The sequence below is a fragment of the Marinobacter pelagius genome (genome assembly GCF_900114925.1).
Taxonomy (GTDB): domain Bacteria; phylum Pseudomonadota; class Gammaproteobacteria; order Pseudomonadales; family Oleiphilaceae; genus Marinobacter; species Marinobacter pelagius.
In genome coordinates this window covers 137,011-155,461 of the sequence record NZ_FOUR01000001.1, presented here as the reverse complement: position 1 = coordinate 155,461, position 18,451 = coordinate 137,011, and the positions used below count along the sequence as shown (strand labels likewise).

Genomic DNA, 18,451 nt, shown 5'->3' with positions numbered 1-18,451 from the left:
CAATGGACCTGTCCTGCTTTAAAGCCTACGACCTGCGCGGCCGAGTGCCGGATCAGCTCAATCCGGTACTCGCCGAGAAAATCGGCCGCGCCTACGTGGAAGTGACCGGCGCGAAGAAAGTGATTGTCGGCTACGATATCCGCCTCTCCAGCCCGGAAATCGCCGAAGCTCTCAGCTCCGGCTTGATGGCGGCCGGCGCCGATGTGTTCGACATCGGCCTGTGCGGCACCGAGCAGGTGTACTTCGCCACCAGCCACTACAAGATGGACGGCGGCATCATGGTCACCGCCAGCCACAACCCAAAAGACCACAACGGCATGAAAATGGTCGGCCCCGAATCCCGGCCAATCAGCTCCGACAACGGCCTGAACGAAATTCGCGACCGTGTGCTCGAGCCCTTTGCCGACGCCGCACAGCAGGGCAGTTACGAGCCCCTGGAAGTGATGAGCGCCTACGTCGACCACCTGCTTGGCTACATCGATGCCGCCTCACTCAAACCCATGACCATCGTCTGCAACGCCGGCAACGGCGGCGCCGGTCTGGTGATCGACGAACTGGAGCAGCACCTCCCCTTCGAATTCGTAAAAGTGCACCACCAGCCGGATGGCCACTTCCCCAACGGCGTACCCAATCCCATCCTCCGGGAAAACCGCGCCGCCACGGCCGATGCCGTGATCGAACAGGGCGCCGCCATGGGCATCGCCTGGGACGGCGACTACGACCGCTGCTTCTTCTTCGACGAAAACGGCCGCTTCATCGAGGGCTACTACATCGTCGGCCTGCTGGCCGACCAGTTCCTGCGCAAAACCGGCGGCGGCAAAGTCATCCACGACCCCCGCCTCACCTGGAACACCCTCGACCTGGTCAAAGCCGCCGGCGGCGAAGCCATCGAAAGCAAAACCGGCCACGCTTTCATCAAACAAAGAATGCGCGACGAGGACGCCGTGTATGGTGGCGAAATGAGCGCCCACCACTACTTCCGCGACTTCGCCTACTGCGACAGCGGCATGATCCCCTGGCTCCTGGTCGCCGAACGCCTCTGCCAGTCCGGCCAGACCCTGTCCTCACTGATCGATGCCAGAATCGAAGCCTACCCGGCCAGCGGCGAAATCAACCGCACCATCGCCGATCCCCCCAAGGTCATCGCCGCGATCGAAGCCAAATACAGCGTTGGCGCCAAAAGTGTCAGCCACGTGGACGGCGTCAGCATCGAATTCGACGACTGGCGCTTCAACCTCCGGATGTCCAACACCGAGCCGGTGGTGCGCCTGAATGTGGAATCGAGGGCGAATATCCCGTTGATGGAAGAAAAAACAAAAGAACTATTGGCGGAAATGGATAGGCTTAACGAGGAAGGGTAAACAAAGAAGATCACAGCACTATCTGGGCCCAGCGCCAGCATTCTGGGGCGAGTGGGCGGGATGGGGGGGCAGAAACTGTGCGGAGCCATGGATGGCGGAGCTCAAGCGCCACAGGGATGTGCCGCAAGGAGCGGGTTTCTGACGCCCCATCCCGCCCGCTCAACCTTCTCCGCAGTCTGCCTGCCGGGGTCTTCCACCAGGACCGAGTTAAAACTCAGAGCCAGTCGTTCAGCATAATCCCGATCCCGAACCTCTCAATCCGGTGGTTATAGTCAATCAGACTCTCCCCATACCCGTTGTAATACTGAAAGAACCCCTTCAACGTCTCCCCCATCGGAAAACTGTACCCGAACTCCACAGACGTCCGGTTATCCGACCGCAGATTATTCATCAACCGCAACGAAAACGTCCGGTCCTCCGTCAGCTTGTACACCGCCTGGTAATTGGCATGGCCCAGATACCGCTCGATATCCGCATTGTCATCGTTGCTGCTTTCCGGAATCCGGTACCAGGGCTGCACCATGAACAGCCAGCGCCCGTAACTGTAGGCGGCACGACCCACGATCCGGTTCCAGCTCCGGGACCGGGGTTCCGACTGGCCATTGGACTGGTGGCTGAAGCCAATGGTCACGCCATTCAAAGTGCCCGGCCCAAGGTCCCAGTCGGTCTGATAGCGCAGAAAAATCTCTGGCTCGTAATTGGTTTCCCGGAACGGAGCCGACTCATCCTGGTTATAGACCTGCCAGAAGGATTGCTGGGTGTAGCCGAACCACAGGGTCGTGCGATCCTCCAGAAGGCCCGTCAGCAGGGGTACCTTGAAGCTGATCTGATACTTGGCCTCCTCCTTGCGCAGCTCGTAGTCGTAGCCCGTGGTGCCCAAACGCGGACTGGAAGGGAAAGGGTTGGTGTCATCGGTCCAGGTGAGAGGCAGGATATAGGTCGGACGATGGCCCACGAAACTGCCCGAAAACGAAAAGATCGCCTTTTCCGTAGCAACATACTGCTCCAGCAGTGCATTCATAACGCTGTCGTCGTCCTCGGGAAGCTCAGACTCCTCCTGGCCTTCCCCGTCCGCCAGAGGCAGCTCCTCGCTCAAGGCTTCCTCGGCCTGCTCCTGCTCACCCTCGCTGGCAGCCTGGCGCTGATCGTCGGCGCCGAACACGCGATCGAAACAGGCGAGCCTGCGAACCCCGTTTTCAATAAGCGCGCATTGCTCGGCGGACAAATCCTCGGGCGGCTCGGAGGCGGTAGGCTGGGCAAAGGCCGCAGGAGCAGTCAGGGCGGCAAGACAAACACCCAATCCGGAGTTAAGCAGCCAGGGGCGATGCGTCATGGGGTATTCCTCAGCTTGCGTTCAGGCTCAACCAGGTGTTGGTAATGCCATACACCCAGACCCCGATCAGGGTAATCGCCAACAGGGCGAAAATGATTCTGTGGCGGGTACGATTGGCTGCGTTTGCCGCCGCAACCCAGCGCAGGTACATCAGGCCGATAAAACTCACAAACACGCCCAGACTGGCAAAGGCCGGGATCAGCAGCCAGCCGGCGCTGATCTTGCTGCCGTCGGCGGTCTGGCTGGAAAACCAGGCCATGGAGCCGAGCAGAACGGCCAGGGCGGAGAACTCGAGAATCAACAGTGGCTTGCGCCAGGGATGCGGGCGGTTGCTTTCTGCGTCTTGCATGAAGCGGGTCCTGAAAGTCGTGTTGGTCGGGTTGCCGGTATGGTACCTGTATTCACAAATTCGTGCCTGATGGCTTACGAAATCGCAATTAAACCGCTTGAAATCAATTTATGATTCTGGCCTTTGGTTTTTTTGCCGGGGTTCAGTCGCTATAATGCGGCGACCAAAGATTATAACGCTCAAATGCGAGGTGCATTGTGAACATGAAGAGAGTCCTGGCTGTTGTTCTGCTCGGTTTCGGCCTGACCGCCGGCGCCGTTATGGCTAGTGTTGAAGATGAAATTCGCGCGCGCATCCAGCCGATCGGTGAAGTGTGCCTGGAAGGCGATGAGTGTGGTGAAGCCGCTGCGCCGACCGAATCAGCCAGCTCTGGCCCCCGTTCCGGCAGTGAAGTGTATGACGCCGTCTGTATGGCCTGTCACACCACTGGTGCCGCCGGTGCTCCGGTCATTGGTGATGCCGGTGCCTGGGCCCCGCGTATTGACCAGGGCATGGAGACACTGATCGACCACGCCATTAACGGTTTCAATGCCATGCCCGCCAAGGGTGGTTGTGCGAACTGCCCGGATGAAGAAATCGAAGCGGCGGTAGAGCACATGGTTTCCCAGAGCCAGTAAGTTCTCTGATTGCCGCGCAATAGCCCCCGTTAAGGGGGCTATTTTTTTCAGACTCCAAGATCCCCGAGCAGGGCGCTCAGGGTGGCTTTGCCTTTTTTCTGGTTGGCTTCCCGGTCGAGGTCTCCAAGGCCTTCCCATTTCAGGTCGTCCTCGGGCAGCTCATCCAGAAACCGGCTCGGGATGGTTTCGATCTTCTCGCCATACTGTTTGCGGGAGGCCGCGTAGGTGAGGGTGAGGGTCTCCCGGGCCCGGGTGATACCCACGTACATCAGGCGGCGTTCCTCCTCGATGTTGCCTTCCTCGATGCTGGCGCGGTGGGGCAGGATCTCCTCCTCCAGGCCCATGATGAAGACATGGGGAAACTCCAGGCCCTTGGAGGCATGCAGGGTCAGCAACTGAACCTTGTCGCTGTCGTCGTCCTCTTCGCGCTGCTCCATCATGTCCCGCAAGATCAGCTTGCTGATGGCATCCTCGATGCCGATCTCGTCCGCCGTGCCCTTGCCGTCATCGAGCATGCGCTGGATCGAGTCCACCAGGTACCAGATGTTCTCCATGCGCCGCTCCGCCTGCTTGGGCGTGCCGGAATGCTGGTGCAGCCATTCCTCGTACTCGATGTCGGTGAACAGCTGCTTGATCACCGGGATCGGGTCTTCCGAGTGCAGGCGCTCGCAGGTGCGGTCGACCCAGTGGGCAAAGCGTCGCAGCCGGTCCAGGCCTTTTTCGGTCACGTGGGCTTCCGCGCCCATGTCCCCCAGGGCCTGGAACAGGCTGACATTACGGGAGCGGGCATAGTGGCTCAGCTGCTCCAGGGTGCGCGGGCCGATTTCCCGCCGGGGCACGTTGACCACCCGCAGGAAGGCGGCGTCGTCATCCGGGTTGACCAGCAGCCGCAGGTAGGACATGGCGTCCTTGATCTCGTTTTTGGAGAAGAACGACTGGCCACCGGAGATCCGGTAGGGAATCTGGTAGGCCTGCAGTTTCATCTCAAGCAACCGGGACTGGTGATTGCCCCGGTACAGCACGGCGAAGTCCTTGAAATCCAGACCCTGCTTGAGCTTGTTGTCGATGATCTCGGTCGCGACACGGTCGGCTTCGGCATCCTCGCTTCGGCAGCGGATGATGCGCAGCTCCTCCCCGATGGTGTGGTCACTCCACAGGGCTTTCTCGAACACGTGGGGGTTATTGGCAATCACCGTGTTGGCGCTGCGCAGGATTCGCCCGGTCGAGCGGTAGTTCTGTTCGAGTTTGACGATCTTCAGGCTCGGGAAGTCTTCCTTGAGCTGGGCCAGGTTTTCCGGCCGGGCCCCGCGCCAGGCATAGATGGACTGGTCGTCATCGCCCACCACGGTGAAGGCCGCGCGCTCGGCCACCAGCAGCTTGACCAGTTCGTACTGGCACACGTTGGTGTCCTGGTACTCGTCCACCAGCATGTAGCGGATCTTGCGCCGCCACTTGGCCAGCACATCCGGATGGCTGCGGAACAGCTGCACTGGCAGCAGGATCAGGTCGTCAAAGTCGACGGCGTTGTAGGCTTTCAGGTATTCGTTGTAGCGCTTGTAGATCAGGGCGATGCGCTGTTCCCGTTCATCGGCGGCCTTGCTGTAGGCTTCCTCCGGCCCGCGCATGGCGTTCTTCCAGGAGGAGATGGTCATCTGCACGTCGTTGAGTTCATCACCGGCATCGGCACTGGCTTCGCGCAGCATCAGATCCTGCAGCAGGGCCTTGGCATCCTCGGCATCAAAGATGGAGAAGCCGGGGTGGTAACCCAGGTGCGGATGCTCTTCCCGGATCATGTTCAGGCCAAGATTGTGGAAGGTGGACACGATCAGCCCCCGGGATTTGCCCCGGTCCACGATCCGGCCTACCCGTTCCTTCATTTCCCGGGCGGCCTTGTTGGTAAAGGTCACCGCGGCAATATGACGCCCCGGAATGCCGAGTTCCTCGATCAGATAGGCGATCTTGCGCGTGATCACGCTGGTTTTGCCACTGCCGGCGCCGGCGAGCACCAGTAGCGGGCCCTCGGCGTAACGGACGGCTTCACTTTGTCGTGGATTGAGCTTGTTCACAGATTACAGACCAGAATGGAACGGGGGTCAGGAAATTCGCGTGTCATTATTCTACACCAGCAGGCGTTACTGTACCTCGATCATCTCTGGGCTATGATAGGGTTAACAGTTACAGCCTTTGCAGAGACGGATCCTTTTTGATGACATTGCCCCTGGAGACTCCGAGGCCCGATCGGTTACGCGTACTGGTGCTGACGCCACACCACGCGGACTTTCTCTGGCTGGACTCGCTGCTTTCGGGCGATTCCGAGATCGATCCGGATGTCACCTGGTGTCCGGATCTCATCGATTGCGACGATCTCATCCGCAACGCCAGTTTCGACGTCATCGTCTGGGATTGTGTGTTTCACGGCGGCAATGAAGCCGCCTTCCTGCAGTATCTCTCGGTCTCCAGTGACGACAAGCCGGTGCTGGCGCTCAGCGCCGAGCTGCCCGGTGAACGGGCATCGGAGCTTGTTGCCGAAGGGGCAGCGGACTATCTGAGCCGGCAGGGCCTCGACCGCTGGAGTTTTCCCCGGGCGGTGAAATACCTGTGGTACCGGGAGCAGCTGAATATCTCCGCCCAGGGCCATCTGGGGCGTGATGTTGCCAGCGGCATCATTAACCGGGATCTTTTCTTCGATCGTCTGCAGCAGGGCTTGCTGCGGGCGGAGCGGGGCGGCCAGAGGCTGGCTTTGCTGCACCTCAATATCGACGATTTCCGCAGTATCAACGAATCCTTCGGCTACCAGCGCAGCGACCAGCTGATGATGAAGCTGGCGGAGCGGCTGCGCCACGCCTTGCGCCGTGTGGACTCGCTGATGCGCATTGGCGGGGACGAGCTGGCGATCATTATCGAGAAGGTGGAGGATTCGCTGGATATTACCCGGATCATCCGCAAGGTGGTCACCCTCCTCGATGAGCCTGTGACCGTGGATGGCCAGCAGCTGGTGGTCAACGCCAGTCTGGGTGTCGCCACCTACCCGGAATCCGGTGACAGCGCCGAGAATCTGATGCGCCGGGCCAATCGTGCCATGTTCGAGGCCAAGCGGGATCCGGGTACCAGTTACCGTTTCTACGACCGGCAACTGCACATCTCCGCCGGCTACCAGCTACGCCTCGAAGCGGACTTGCGCAATGCTCTGCGAGGCAGGGAGCTGGAAGTGTATTACCAGCCCCGCATCGACCTGGCGACCGAGGAGGTTCGTGGCGTGGAATGCCTGTTGCGCTGGAACCATCCCCAGCGTGGCCTCGTGGGGCCGGACGAATTCATTCCGGTGGCCGAGCGCAGCGGCCTGATCGTTCCGATCGGCTACTGGGTGATCGAGCAGGCCTGTCAGCGGCTCAAGGAATCCGCGGAGCTGGGTTTCCCCGGGCTGGTGTTTGCCGTCAACCTGTCATTCCGCCAGTTCCATGACCGGAAGATGACCGAGACCATCTTCCGGATCATCTTTAACGCCAACGTCGATACCAGCCTGCTCGAACTGGAGCTCACCGAGAGCGCCATGATGCATGACCCTGAATACGCCCAGCGCTGCCTGCGGGAGCTGAATCAGCTGGGCATCAGCTTTGCCCTGGACGATTTCGGCACCGGTTTCTCCTCCCTGAGCAACCTGCAGCACCTGCCGATTTCCCTGGTCAAGATCGACAAGTCCTTTGTGGAGGAGCTGGGGCAGTCGGCAGACGCCGAACATATTATCCGGGCGATCATCAGCCTGTCCCACAGTCTGCAGATGAGCGTCGTCGCCGAGGGTGTGGAGAGCGAAGGACAGCTGGAGTTTCTCCGCCAGCAGCATTGTGACGAGGTCCAGGGCTACTATTACGCCCGCCCCATGCCCTGGAACGAGCTTGTGCAATTCCTGAACAGCCGCAGTCAGGCCGCTTGCTTGCAGAAGTAAGCCGCTGTACCTTTTCCCGTTAATTCGATTCCTATGTGATTTGCCGAGGTTGCATGAAGACGATTTCCAGCCGTATCGCGGAAGAACTTGGTGTCCGCGAACAACAGGTTAATGCCACCGTTGCCCTGCTCGACGAAGGCGCGACCGTTCCGTTTATTGCCCGCTACCGGAAGGAAGTCACCGGCTCGCTGGACGACAGCCAGTTGCGGAACCTGGAAGAGCGGCTGCGCTACCTGCGGGAGCTGGAAGACCGCCGGGCCACCATCCTCAACAGCATCGAGGAGCAGGGCAAGCTGACCGATGAGCTCAAGGCCGCGATCAACGGGGCAGACACCAAGAACCGGCTGGAAGACCTGTATCTGCCTTACAAGCCCAAGCGTCGCACCAAGGCACAGATCGCCCGGGAGGCTGGTCTGGAGCCGCTGGCCGATGCCCTGTATGACGACCCGAGCCTGGATCCCGAAGCCACTGCCGGCGCCTACATCAACAAGGACGCCGGCGTGGAGGACACCAAGGCAGCCCTTGATGGCGCCCGCTACATCCTGATGGAGCGCTTCGCCGAGGATGCCGAACTGCTGGGTGACCTTCGGGACTTCATCTGGCAGCAGGGCCAGCTCAAGGTATCCGTGGTGGACGGCAAGGAAACCGAGGGTGCCAAGTTCCGGGATTACTTCGACCATGTCGAGCCCCTGAAGAAGGTGCCGTCGCACCGGGCCCTGGCGATCCTGCGTGGCCGCAATGAGGGTATCCTGACCTACAGCATTGTGGTCGGTGACGGGGAAGACGACCGTCGACAGCCGCACCCGGCCGAGCAGCGGATTGCCGCGCGCTGGCGCATCCGGGATGACGGTCGCCCGGCCGACAAGTGGCTGTCCGAGGTGGTGCGATGGACCTGGCGGGTCAAGCTGTCCACCCAGATCGAGACCGACCTGATGGCCCAGGTACGGGAAGCCGCGGAAACCGAGGCCATCAACGTGTTTGCTGCCAACCTGAAGGATCTGCTGTTGCTGGCGCCGGCCGGCCCGCGTCCGACGCTGGGCCTGGATCCCGGTCTCCGCACTGGGGTCAAGGTGGCGGTGATCGACGGTACCGGTCAGGTGGTGGGCCATGGTGCCATCTTCCCCCATGCGCCCCAGAACAAGTGGGATCAGTCCATCGAACAGCTGGCGACCTGGTGCCGGGAATACGGCATTGAACTGGTGGCCATCGGTAACGGCACCGCGTCGCGGGAAACCGAGAAGCTGGTGGCGGATCTGTGCAAGCGCTACCCGGAACTGAAACTGGCCCGGATTGTGGTCAGTGAGTCCGGCGCCTCCATCTATTCTGCATCTGAATTTGCCTCCCGGGAGCTGCCGGACCTGGATGTCACCATCCGGGGCGCGGTGTCCATTGCCCGGCGCCTTCAGGACCCCCTGGCCGAGCTGGTCAAGATCGAGCCGAAATCCATCGGGGTGGGGCAGTATCAGCACGATGTGTCCCAGGTCCAGCTGTCCCGCAGCCTGGATGCGGTGGTCGAGGACTGTGTAAACGGTGTCGGTGTGGACCTGAACACTGCCTCGGTGCCGCTGCTGGCCCGGGTTTCCGGCCTTAACCAGAGCATTGCCCAGAACATCGTCGATTTCCGCAACCAGAACGGCATGTTCACCAACCGCAAGCAGTTGCTGAAAGTGACGCGCCTGGGTGATCGTACCTTCGAACAGGCGGCCGGCTTCCTGAAAATTGCCGGTGGTGAAAACCCGCTGGACCGCTCCTCGGTGCACCCGGAAGCCTACGGCGTGGTGGAGGCGATTGCCGCCCGTAACAACCGCAAGGTTGAAGATATTATCGGTGATTCCGGGTTCCTGCGTGGTCTGAATCCGCAGGATTACGTAACAGAACAGTTCGGGCTGCCAACGATCCGCGACATCATTGCCGAGCTGGAGAAGCCCGGCCGGGATCCACGACCGGAGTTCCGTTTTGCCAGTTTCGAGGAGGGTGTGGAAACCCTCAACGACCTGAAACCGGGGATGATTCTGGAAGGGTCGGTCACCAACGTGACCAACTTTGGCGCCTTTGTGGACATCGGTGTGCACCAGGACGGACTGGTGCATATCTCCGCCTTGTCCCACACTTTCGTCAAGGACCCGCGGGAAGTGGTCAAGGCGGGTGACATCGTCAAGGTCAAGGTTATGGAAGTGGATATCCCGCGCAAGCGCATCGGCCTGTCCATGCGTATGGATGACCAGCCCGGTGAGAAGAATGATTCCCGGGCCTCATCCGGCCGTGGACGTTCCGATAACCGTTCCGGCCAGCGCCAGAGCCGGCCGCCGAAGGGGCAGAAGCCGGCCCAGGGTGCCATGGCCGGCGCTCTGGCCCAGGCGCTTGCCTCGGCCCGGAAGGACGGACGCTAAGCTTTCAAACATCAGATTCACCGACGGCCCCGTCATGAACGGGGCGGTCGCAGCAGGAGTCAACCATGGCTGAATCCCGCCATTCGTTATTTCGGCAGTTCTCAAAATCGGAGTGGCACGGCTTTCTCAAGGGCGTGGAGAAGGAAGGCCTGCGGGTTGACCGGAACGGTTTCATCGCCCAGACCCCGCATCCGAAGGCGCTGGGCTCCACGCTCACCCATCCCCGCATTACCACGGACTACTCCGAGGCCCTGCTGGAATTGATCACGCCGGTCTGCGGCAGCACCGACGCCATGCTGGAGTCCCTGACGGATATCCACCAGTTTGTGCAGCAGAATCTCGGCGACGAGGTGTTCTGGGCGGCCAGCATGCCCTGTGAACTGGACGGGGACGAGAGCATTCCCATTGCGGAGTACGGCACCTCCAACATCGGCTACCTGAAGCATGTTTACCGTCAGGGCCTGGCGGTGCGCTATGGCCGCATCATGCAGAGTATTGCCGGTGCGCACTACAACCTGTCGCTGCCGGATGCGTTCTGGGAGAAGTGGCAGCAACTGCTGGGGGATCAGCAGTCCCTCCGGGATTTCAAGTCTGAACAGTACTTCTGGCTGATCCGCAACTTCCGCCGCCGCAGCTGGTTGCTGATGCTGCTTTTCGGAGCCTCCCCGGCGCTGGACGCCAGTTTCGTCGCCGGCGTGAAGCACGATCTCGGCCGCTTTGATGAGCGCACCTGGTACGGCGAGCATGCAACGTCCCTGCGCATGGGAGACCTGGGCTATCACAACAATGCCCAGGCTTCCCTGAATATCTGCTTCAACGAGCTCGGCACCTACACCCGCACCCTGGATCGTGCCATCCACACCACCTGGCCGCCTTACGAGGCGATCGGCACCCGCCGTGGCGATGAGTTCATCCAGATCAATACCAGCGTCCTGCAGATCGAGAACGAGTACTACAGTGCCGTTCGTCCCAAGCGCACCACCGAACGGGAAGAAAAGCCGATCCAGGCACTGGAGGCCCGTGGCGTGGAGTACATCGAGGTGCGGTGCCTGGATCTGGACCCCTTCTCGCCGGTAGGCGTGAACCGGGAACAGATCGATTTTCTCGACCTGTTCCTGCTGGACTGTCTGCTGTGTGATTCGCCCAGGATCAGTGACGCCGAATGCGAGCGCCTGGACGATAACTACAAGGATGTCGTGGCCCGGGGCCGCGACGCCAGCCTGACCCTGTGCCAGGAGAGTGGCAGGGTTCCGGTGATGGAGGCTGCCTCCGGGCTGCTGGATCGCCTGGAATCGCTGGCAGAGTTGCTGGATGACTGGACGGGCACCAGAAGCTATACGACGGCCCTGGTGGCCCAGAAGGAGAGCCTGGCGAACGGTGTGCCTTCCACGCGGGTGCTGGATGCCATGCGTTCGTCCGGCCTGGGGCACCGGGACTGGGTGATGGAAATGTCCCTTCGCCACCAGCAGGCCCTGCGGGATGAGGCGATGGCTCCGGATGTCCTGGAGGCGTTCCGGGCAATGAGTCGGGATTCCCTGGCTGAGCAGGCGCAGATGGAAGCCCACGATACCCAACCGTTCGAGCAGTTCCTGGCCGACTATCTCAGATCCTGATTGGGGATTTCGGCTACGTCACAGCCCGTTGGGGACCTGCTGCACAGAACCCGGATATCAGTTTGTCAGCAGGACCGCCCGCTGCTAGCGTCAGGTGCATCGGGATAACGGAGGATGCCGGTATGGCAAGGGACATCAAACTCGGATGGGATGTGGAGGCGCTGAACAAGGCCTACCGACAGGGCCACATGGCGGCCTCCATGGGTATGGCCAAGAGCCGCTGCCCCTATCGGGGCGAAGTGGTGATTGCCGCGTGGGAAGCCGGCTGGGATGACGCTAAAGTGGCTGCCCGGGACCAGCACAGCCGGCCCGACGATTTCTTTTCCCGCATTGCCTGATTGCTCCCGTCCACAAGCGCTTGAAGTTCCCCGGGGTTTAGGGTTAAGTGACGGGTCTCTGAGCTTCAAGTCTTCATTCCGAGGGTGTTGTTTTGGCTGGCAGATGGGTGTTTGCAGTTGTCTTTCTGGTCTGTGCCGGGTTGCTCGGCGTGGCCTTCTATATGGAACACGTCATGGGCCTTGAGCCCTGTCCGCTGTGCTGGCTCCAGCGTTTCGGCTTCATGGGGGCCGGGCTGGTCAGCCTGCTGGCGTTCCTCCATGGCCCCACCGGCTGGGGCGTTCGTGTCTATGGCTTCCTGCTGGCGCTGACCGCCGGAACGGGCCTGGGTATTGCCGGGCGCCAGCTCTGGCTGCAAAGCCTGCCGGCGGATCAGGTGCCAGCCTGCGGTCCGTCAGTGGATTACATGCTTGAGGTTTTGCCCTGGATGGAGGTGCTTACCACTGCCTTGAAGGGGACCGGCGACTGCGCCGAGGTGGTGTGGCGGTTCCTGGGGCTGAGCATTCCGGGCTGGACCGCGGTGTTCTTCTCCGTACTGGTGCTGGTCGGCCTGTTTTTCCTGTTCCGGCGACCGCAACCCCGTAGCTGGATTCGCAGCTGAAACGGTTGCGGCCAACCGTGACGTTGGGGTACCTTGAATCCCGAACTGTAAGCAATTGCACCGGGGTCAAACGCTTCGGGTAAACGAGCGGAGAACAGGCGTCATGTTGGAGAATTGCCGAAATGCCAGGGAACGCTGGGGCGGTGTCAGCGAACTGATTGATCGCTGGCTGAAAGAGCGTCAGGAGCTACTGGTCCATTACTGTGATTTGTCCGGAGAAAATGACTTCTCCCAGACCGAAGCGCTGACCGAAAAGTTCGTTCGCTTGTGCGAAGTGCTGGTGGATTATGTCTCCGCAGGCCACTTCGAAATCTACGAGCAGCTGATCCAGGAAGCCCGCGAGTTCAACGACGGTGGCCTCGAGCTGGCCGCCAAGGTTTATCCGAGGATCGAGCAGACGACGGAAATTGCGCTCAACTTCAATGACCGTCTCAATGGCCAGTCACTTTCCGAAGCCCAGATCAGGGAGCTGTTCGACGAGCTGTCGCAACTGGGCGAGGTTCTGGAGAATCGGTTCGAGATGGAGGATTTCCTGATCGAGCATCTGCACAACGCCCACGCCGGGAAAGTTGCCTCCGCCTGATTTGCGCACCAGGCGCCGGTATAAAACAGGCACCCATAAAAAAAGCCTCAGCCCGGCAGGTTGCCGGCACTGAGGCTTTTTTGTGTCCGGGGGTTACTCGGACGCAGCGTCATCCTGAGGGTTGACGGCCAGCAGTTCGACATCAAACACCAGGGTCTCGTTGGGGCCAATGCCGCGATTGCCGCCCGGGCCATAGGCCAGGTCTGACGGGATGTAGAGCTTGTAGCGGGCGCCTTCGTTCATCAGCTGCAGGCCTTCGGTCCAGCCCGGAATCACCTGGTTGAGGGCAAAAGTGACCGGTTCGCCACGTTCGCGGGAGCTGTCAAACACTTCGCCAGACAGCAGTTCGCCGGTGTAGTGGACCCGTACGGTATCCTCGGCGGACGGCTTGTCACCGGTGCCTTCCTCGATCACTTCATACTGCAGGCCGGACTCGGTGGTCTCTACACCGTCCTTTTCCGCATTTTCCGCCAGGAAGGCTTCGCCGGCTTCCTTGTTCTTCTGGGCCAGTTCGTCCATCTGCTTCTTCTGGTCTTCCTGCATCTGCTGCTGGTAGGCCATCAGGGCTTCCTGGATTTCCTCACGGGTCAGGCGCTTGGTTTCTTCATCACCGGCATGGCCGTGCTGGATGCCTTGCAGGAACTGCTCCATCTGCAGGTCCGGCAGGTCATTGCTCATCCGCTCGCCAAGCACAAGGCCCATACCGTAACTGACCTTCTGCTCGGTGGATTCCAGCTTGGGATCTTCGGGGGCTTCTGGTGGAGTGGAGCAACCGGTGACGACACCGGCCATGGCCAATGCAAGCAGGGTTTTCTTCATTACTGAGTCCTTAACGGTTTGCGTAAATGCGCGGGAGCGGCACTCCCGGATTGTCTTTATTGAAACACAGAAGGTAACGGGTTCCGGCACGAGATGCCACTGAACATGTGTTAAGGAACCCGACCCGTTTGGTCAGCTGCCGTTGCTGCCGGCAGTGGGGCCCATTGAAAAGGGGGCGCTGTAGGGGGATTGCCAGTCGGCGTCCGGGTCCTGGGTGGCAGAACCCGCTCGCGACTTGTCGGGGCGTTCAATGGCCAGTGTGTTCCACGGGCCCTGGGCAGGAGGCTGGTCGGCGTAATGCCAGTTGCCATCGGTGTCCTGCCACTTGAAGATGATTTCCGGGCCTTCCGTTGGTACCGGAGAGGGTACCAGGCCCTCGAACGCCGGAATCTCTTCCTCGGTTTCTTTATTGTCTGCTACCGGCTCGGAAACCTCTTCAGGACTGTTGATCCCGAAGAACATCAGAAGCAGCAGGAATCCCAGAGCCGGAAACGCGAGCCGGATGAGCCATTTCATCATCATGGCTGGGAGTCTCCATTGGAGAATGAGGCCAGAATGTCGGCCAGTGTATTCAGCTCGACTGCTGCATCGGTGGCCTGTTCCGGCCGGTAGGCAGCAGCGGCAAGGTTGTGTCGGATCAGCTGGGCATGTCCCGTCATATGGGCCTTGTCCGGAGTCTCAGTCGCAAGTTGTTGCCAGGCCAGCGCCAGCTCCAGCTGCTCGGCCTGCAGTTCCAGGCCGGCGACGCCTTCGCGCAGGCCCTGGCAGTGTTCATGGCCTTTCGGGAGATATCTTCGTACTGCCCGCAAAGCACCGGTTACATGCTGGCGCCACTCTGTTACCGTAGCGTGCTCCGTGCCGCTGTAGGGCCTGCCTTCAAGGGCCAGCCAGCCAGCGCATAAAATACGTGTAACGCTCCAGCCCCGATCCTGGAGCGCAAGACAGGTTCGCTGAGTGCCGGGCTTTTGCCAGAATGCCAAGGCAAAACGCCAAATCGGGTTGTCCGGTTCCAGTTTTTCCGGTAATTCCACGCCGAACCTGCCCTGACCATCTTACGCTGATAAAATGGATTTATGTTAACGATTACTGATCTCAGTTTACAACGGGGCGGTGTCTGGTTGCTAGAATCCGTGAATCTCACGGTTCAGCCCGGCCAGAGAGTCGCCATCGTGGGTGCCAATGGTGCCGGTAAATCCAGCCTTTTCCAGCTCTTGTTGGGCCAGTTGGCGCCGGAGCAGGGCAGTGTGTCCCTGCCCGGGGGCTGTCGCATCGCCCACATGGCCCAGGAGGTGGCGGCGTCAGAACGCAGTGCACGGGATTTTGTGCTCGATGGCGACCTCGACCTGCGCCGGATGGAGGCCGAGCTGGCCCGGGCCGAAGCGGCCGGCGACGATCACGCGGCGGCCAGAATCCATGGCGAACTGGATGTGCACGAGGCCTGGTCGGCGCCGCGCCGGGCTGAATCGCTGCTCCGCGGCCTGGGGTTTGCCGACGGGGATGCCGAGCGACCGGTTTCAGCGTTTTCCGGTGGTTGGCGGATTCGACTGAACCTTGCCCAGGCGCTGATGCGGCCTTCGGATCTGTTGTTGCTGGACGAACCCACCAACCACCTGGATCTGGATGCCTGCCTGTGGCTGGAGAACTGGCTCCGGCGCTATCCCGGGACGCTGCTGTTCATTTCCCACGACCGGGATTTCATGGATCGGGTTGCCTCCCACGTGGTGCATTTCGATCAGCGTAAACTGGAGCTATACACCGGCAACTACTCCGCCTTCGAACGCCAGCGTGGCGAGCGTCTGTCCCAGCAACAGGCCAACTTTGAGCGCCAGCAGGCGCGAATCGCCGAGATCCAGCGTTTTATCGACCGGTTCAAGGCCAAGGCCACCAAGGCCCGCCAGGCCCAGAGCCGGGTCAAGGCCCTGGAGCGGATGGAGCGCATCGCCCCGGCTCACATCGACTCTCCGTTCAGTTTCGAGTTCCCGGTGGCGGAAAAGGTTTCCAATCCGTTGCTGTCCATTCGCAACGGGCGGGCGGGCTATGGCGACACCGTCATCCTGGACAATATCAACCTGACCCTGTTGCCGGGCAGCCGGATCGGCCTGCTGGGCCCCAATGGCGCGGGCAAGTCCACCCTGATGGATGCCCTCCGGGGTGAAAGCACCTTGCTGGGCGGCGAGCGAACCTGTGGCGAGCACCTGGCTATCGGCTATTTCGCACAGCACCAGCTCGAGTCCCTGGATCTGGATGCCAGCCCGTTCCTGCACCTTCAGCGTCTGACACCGAAAGCTTCGGAGCAGAGCATCCGCAACTTCCTGGGCGGCTTTGATTTCCATGGTGATGAGGCCCTGAGCCCGATCCGTTCCTTCTCCGGTGGCGAAAAGGCCCGGGTGGCCCTGGCCGTGATCGCCTGGCAGCGCCCGAACCTGCTGCTGCTCGACGAGCCCACCAACCACCTTGACCTGGAAATGCGGCAGTCGCTGACCATGGCCCTGCAGAATTTCGAGGGCGCCATCGTGGTGGTCTCCCACGACCGGCATCTGCTGCGCAACACCGTCGACAATTTCTGGCTGGTCAACGACGGCCGGGTCGCCGAGTACGACGGTGATCTGGAGGATTACGAACGCTGGCTGGCTGACCGTCGCAAGGAACGGGAAGAGGGCGAGGCACCCCGGCGGGAGACCGCCGAGGCAACCGCGGCCCGGGCTGCCAATGGCGTGGGTGAAAGTGCCGACGATCGCAAGGCCCGCAAGCGCATGGAAGCCGAGATTCGCAAGAAGCTCAGCCCCTACCGGAAACAGCAGACCAGCCTCGAGAAAGAGATGGAGCAGCTGCAGCAGACGCTGGTACAGCTGGAGCAGGCTCTGTCGGACCCGGGTCTGTACGAGGAGGCGGGCAAAGCCAGGTTGAACGAATTACTCGCCAGCCAGGCCGACGCCAGCCGGCGCCTGGAAGCGGTCGAGGCGCAGTGGCTGGAGGTCAGCGAGACCGTGGAGGCGCTGGAAGAGGAGCTGGCCGGTTAGTCCGGATTGATCTTGAGAGTGAAGTCCTGCCGGGCCAGGTACTCCCGTTCGTTCTTGAGGTCGGCCAGGGTCAATGGCCGGTCATCAAGCCAGCCGTCCGGGAAGGTGACCGTCAGCTTGTCGTTGCCCGGTTCCAGCCGGAACTCCGGCGGCGGCTCCATGTTCCGGGGGTGCTGCAGCAGCACGGCCAGCCGCACCAGGATACACAGACGACGCAGGCGCGAGACATCCTCCGGATCGAGGCCTTCGAAAATGGTCGGTGCAAACTTGCGCCGATGTCCCCGCACCAGGGTCGCCAGATCCCGCTGGAACTGCTGGCTGAAGCCCGGAAGGTCCGAGTAACGGAGCAGGTAGGCCCCGTGTTTGTGGTACTGGCTGTGGGAGATGGTCAGGCCGATTTCGTGCAGCCGGCAGGCCCACCGCAGGACTTCCTCGTCCGTGGCCGTGCGCAGACCCCACTGGTGGGCAACCTGTTCCCAGGCCGCCACGGCGGTCGCCTCTACGGCGGCACCGTGGGCCTGATCCACGTGATAACGTTCCTGCAGTGCCGAGATGGTGCGCTCGCGCACGTCCTCGTGCTGGATCCGACCAACGATGTCATAGAGCAGGCCTTCCCGCAGGGCACCGTCGGCAAAGGTCATGTCCTCGATACCCAGGGACTGGAACGCCCCCATCAGAATCGCAAAACCACCCGGGAAGATGCTCTGCCGGTCCGAACGGACCCCCAGGTCGCCGAGCTTGTCGGTCTTGCCCATGTCCACCAGGCGCTTGCGCAGCTCCAGCATCCCGGCCCGGGTGATGGTGCCGTCGGTGATCTTCAGGGTTGCCAGTACGCTGGCGATCGCCTTGATGGTGCCGGAGGAGCCAACCGCGCTCTGCCAGCCCACATTCCGGTAGTGCTGGCGGATATTCAGCAGTTCCTGCTCGGCGTGGGTCACCGCCCGATCCATCTGGCGCCGGGTGATCTTGCCGTCGGGGAAGTAGCGGTTGCGGAACGACACGCAGCCCATGTGCAGGCTTTCCAGCTCCTGGGGCTCGAAGCGCTGGCCAATAATGAACTCGGTGCTGCCGCCGCCGATATCGATCACCAGCCGCCGGCCGATGTCGTCGGACAGGGTATGGGAGACGCCCAGGTAGACCAGGCGGGCTTCCTCCCGGCCGGCAATGATCTCGACCGGATAGCCCAGGACTTCCTCGGCACGGTTCATGAAATGGTGGGCGTTACGGGCCACTCGCAAGGCATTGGTGCCCACCACCTGGACGGCCTCCGGGGGCATTCCCTGCAGTCGCTGGGCAAACCGGCTGAGGCATTCCAGTGCGCGCGCCTGGGCTTCTTCGGTAAGACGGTTGTACTGGTCCAGGCCGGCGCCCAGCTGCACCTTCTCGCCCATTTTTTCCAGGGTACGGATTTCTCCGTGTACCAGCCGGGCCACCACCATGTGGAAACTGTTGGAGCCCATATCAATGGCTGCCAGCATCTCCGGCC

At 61.3% G+C, this 18,451-nt stretch carries 16 protein-coding genes; 9 read left to right on the top strand and 7 right to left on the bottom strand.

The genetic code is table 11. The features are described from left to right. Positions 1-2: 2 nt before the first annotated feature. Positions 3-1,361 carry a phosphohexomutase domain-containing protein gene (locus tag BM254_RS00705; protein ID WP_091997530.1) on the top strand — a complete coding sequence of 453 codons (1,359 nt, stop codon included), beginning with the start codon at positions 3-5 and terminating at the stop codon, positions 1,359-1,361. A gap of 214 nt (positions 1,362-1,575) precedes the next feature. Here BM254_RS00705 and BM254_RS00700 read toward each other — a convergent pair whose 3' ends face one another. Continuing rightward, positions 1,576-2,694, bottom strand: a complete 1,119-nt coding sequence (locus BM254_RS00700) for a phospholipase A (RefSeq protein ID WP_091997528.1) — start codon at positions 2,692-2,694, stop codon at positions 1,576-1,578. Between the two features lie 10 nt (positions 2,695-2,704). Further along, positions 2,705-3,043 (bottom strand): hypothetical protein, encoded by a 339-nt coding sequence (locus BM254_RS00695; RefSeq protein WP_091997526.1) that lies wholly within the window; start codon positions 3,041-3,043, stop codon positions 2,705-2,707. A gap of 203 nt (positions 3,044-3,246) precedes the next feature. Here BM254_RS00695 and BM254_RS00690 point away from each other — a divergent pair, with 203 nt between their 5' ends. Continuing rightward, a complete protein-coding gene (locus BM254_RS00690; RefSeq protein WP_091997524.1) occupies positions 3,247-3,660 on the top strand; it encodes a c-type cytochrome in 414 nt (137 codons plus the stop codon). 47 nt (positions 3,661-3,707) lie between these two features. Here the strand turns inward: BM254_RS00690 and rep are convergent, their stop codons facing one another. Continuing rightward, positions 3,708-5,726: a DNA helicase Rep gene (gene rep, locus BM254_RS00685; protein WP_091997522.1), complete on the bottom strand. Its 2,019-nt coding sequence runs from the start codon at positions 5,724-5,726 to the stop codon at positions 3,708-3,710. 140 nt (positions 5,727-5,866) lie between these two features. On the opposite strand from rep, the gene BM254_RS00680 reads away from it, so the two are divergent. The 6 genes from BM254_RS00680 (at position 5,867) to rsd (ending at position 13,126) form a co-directional block, all read left to right on the top strand. Beyond that, positions 5,867-7,603, top strand: a complete 1,737-nt coding sequence (locus tag BM254_RS00680) for a putative bifunctional diguanylate cyclase/phosphodiesterase (protein WP_091997520.1) — start codon at positions 5,867-5,869, stop codon at positions 7,601-7,603. 53 nt (positions 7,604-7,656) lie between these two features. Then, on the top strand, positions 7,657-9,993 hold the full coding sequence (locus BM254_RS00675; protein ID WP_091997519.1) for a Tex family protein: 2,337 nt from the start codon (positions 7,657-7,659) through the stop codon (positions 9,991-9,993). A 65-nt stretch (positions 9,994-10,058) separates the two neighbouring features. Then, on the top strand, positions 10,059-11,606 hold the full coding sequence (gshA, locus tag BM254_RS00670; protein ID WP_091997517.1) for a glutamate--cysteine ligase: 1,548 nt from the start codon (positions 10,059-10,061) through the stop codon (positions 11,604-11,606). A 122-nt stretch (positions 11,607-11,728) separates the two neighbouring features. Further along, complete coding sequence (rmf, locus tag BM254_RS00665; protein ID WP_091997515.1) at positions 11,729-11,944, top strand: ribosome modulation factor; 216 nt, start codon at positions 11,729-11,731, stop codon at positions 11,942-11,944. Positions 11,945-12,036: 92 nt separating this feature from the next. Next, a complete protein-coding gene (locus tag BM254_RS00660) occupies positions 12,037-12,543 on the top strand; it encodes a disulfide bond formation protein B (RefSeq protein ID WP_091997513.1) in 507 nt (168 codons plus the stop codon). 103 nt (positions 12,544-12,646) lie between these two features. Further along, positions 12,647-13,126 (top strand): sigma D regulator, encoded by a 480-nt coding sequence (gene rsd, locus BM254_RS00655; RefSeq protein WP_091997511.1) that lies wholly within the window; start codon positions 12,647-12,649, stop codon positions 13,124-13,126. A gap of 93 nt (positions 13,127-13,219) precedes the next feature. Here rsd and bamJ read toward each other — a convergent pair whose 3' ends face one another. The 3 genes from bamJ to BM254_RS00640 all read right to left on the bottom strand — a co-directional run bounded on the left by bamJ (position 13,220) and on the right by BM254_RS00640 (position 14,976). Further along, positions 13,220-13,945 (bottom strand): BamJ family beta-barrel-assembly machinery protein, encoded by a 726-nt coding sequence (gene bamJ, locus BM254_RS00650; protein ID WP_091997509.1) that lies wholly within the window; start codon positions 13,943-13,945, stop codon positions 13,220-13,222. Positions 13,946-14,077: 132 nt separating this feature from the next. Then, positions 14,078-14,467, bottom strand: a complete 390-nt coding sequence (locus tag BM254_RS00645) for a DUF4124 domain-containing protein (protein ID WP_091997507.1) — start codon at positions 14,465-14,467, stop codon at positions 14,078-14,080. After that, complete coding sequence (locus tag BM254_RS00640; RefSeq protein ID WP_091997505.1) at positions 14,464-14,976, bottom strand: TIGR02444 family protein; 513 nt, start codon at positions 14,974-14,976, stop codon at positions 14,464-14,466. The genes BM254_RS00645 and BM254_RS00640 overlap by 4 nt, the downstream gene beginning before the upstream one ends. 42 nt (positions 14,977-15,018) lie before the next feature. Between BM254_RS00640 and BM254_RS00635 the strand changes: the two genes are divergently transcribed. After that, on the top strand, positions 15,019-16,965 hold the full coding sequence (locus BM254_RS00635; protein ID WP_091997504.1) for an ATP-binding cassette domain-containing protein: 1,947 nt from the start codon (positions 15,019-15,021) through the stop codon (positions 16,963-16,965). On the opposite strand, the gene ppx is transcribed toward BM254_RS00635, so the two are convergent. After that, a complete protein-coding gene (ppx, locus tag BM254_RS00630) occupies positions 16,962-18,443 on the bottom strand; it encodes an exopolyphosphatase (RefSeq protein WP_245777352.1) in 1,482 nt (493 codons plus the stop codon). The two genes, BM254_RS00635 and ppx, sit on opposite strands and share 4 nt — an antisense overlap. Positions 18,444-18,451 lie beyond the last annotated feature (8 nt).

Coding starts and splice junctions, on each gene's coding strand:
- BM254_RS00675 (WP_091997519.1), top strand. CDS start 7,657: ATGAAGACGATTTCCAGCCGTATCGCGGAAGAACTTGGTGTCCGCGAA.
- BM254_RS00705 (WP_091997530.1), top strand. CDS start 3: ATGGACCTGTCCTGCTTTAAAGCCTACGACCTGCGCGGCCGAGTGCCG.
- rsd (WP_091997511.1), top strand. CDS start 12,647: ATGTTGGAGAATTGCCGAAATGCCAGGGAACGCTGGGGCGGTGTCAGC.
- BM254_RS00695 (WP_091997526.1), bottom strand. CDS start 3,043: ATGCAAGACGCAGAAAGCAACCGCCCGCATCCCTGGCGCAAGCCACTG.
- BM254_RS00645 (WP_091997507.1), bottom strand. CDS start 14,467: ATGATGATGAAATGGCTCATCCGGCTCGCGTTTCCGGCTCTGGGATTC.
- gshA (WP_091997517.1), top strand. CDS start 10,059: ATGGCTGAATCCCGCCATTCGTTATTTCGGCAGTTCTCAAAATCGGAG.
- rmf (WP_091997515.1), top strand. CDS start 11,729: ATGGCAAGGGACATCAAACTCGGATGGGATGTGGAGGCGCTGAACAAG.
- BM254_RS00690 (WP_091997524.1), top strand. CDS start 3,247: ATGAAGAGAGTCCTGGCTGTTGTTCTGCTCGGTTTCGGCCTGACCGCC.
- BM254_RS00635 (WP_091997504.1), top strand. CDS start 15,019: ATGTTAACGATTACTGATCTCAGTTTACAACGGGGCGGTGTCTGGTTG.
- bamJ (WP_091997509.1), bottom strand. CDS start 13,945: ATGAAGAAAACCCTGCTTGCATTGGCCATGGCCGGTGTCGTCACCGGT.
- BM254_RS00680 (WP_091997520.1), top strand. CDS start 5,867: ATGACATTGCCCCTGGAGACTCCGAGGCCCGATCGGTTACGCGTACTG.
- BM254_RS00700 (WP_091997528.1), bottom strand. CDS start 2,694: ATGACGCATCGCCCCTGGCTGCTTAACTCCGGATTGGGTGTTTGTCTT.
- ppx (WP_245777352.1), bottom strand. CDS start 18,443: ATGCTGGCAGCCATTGATATGGGCTCCAACAGTTTCCACATGGTGGTG.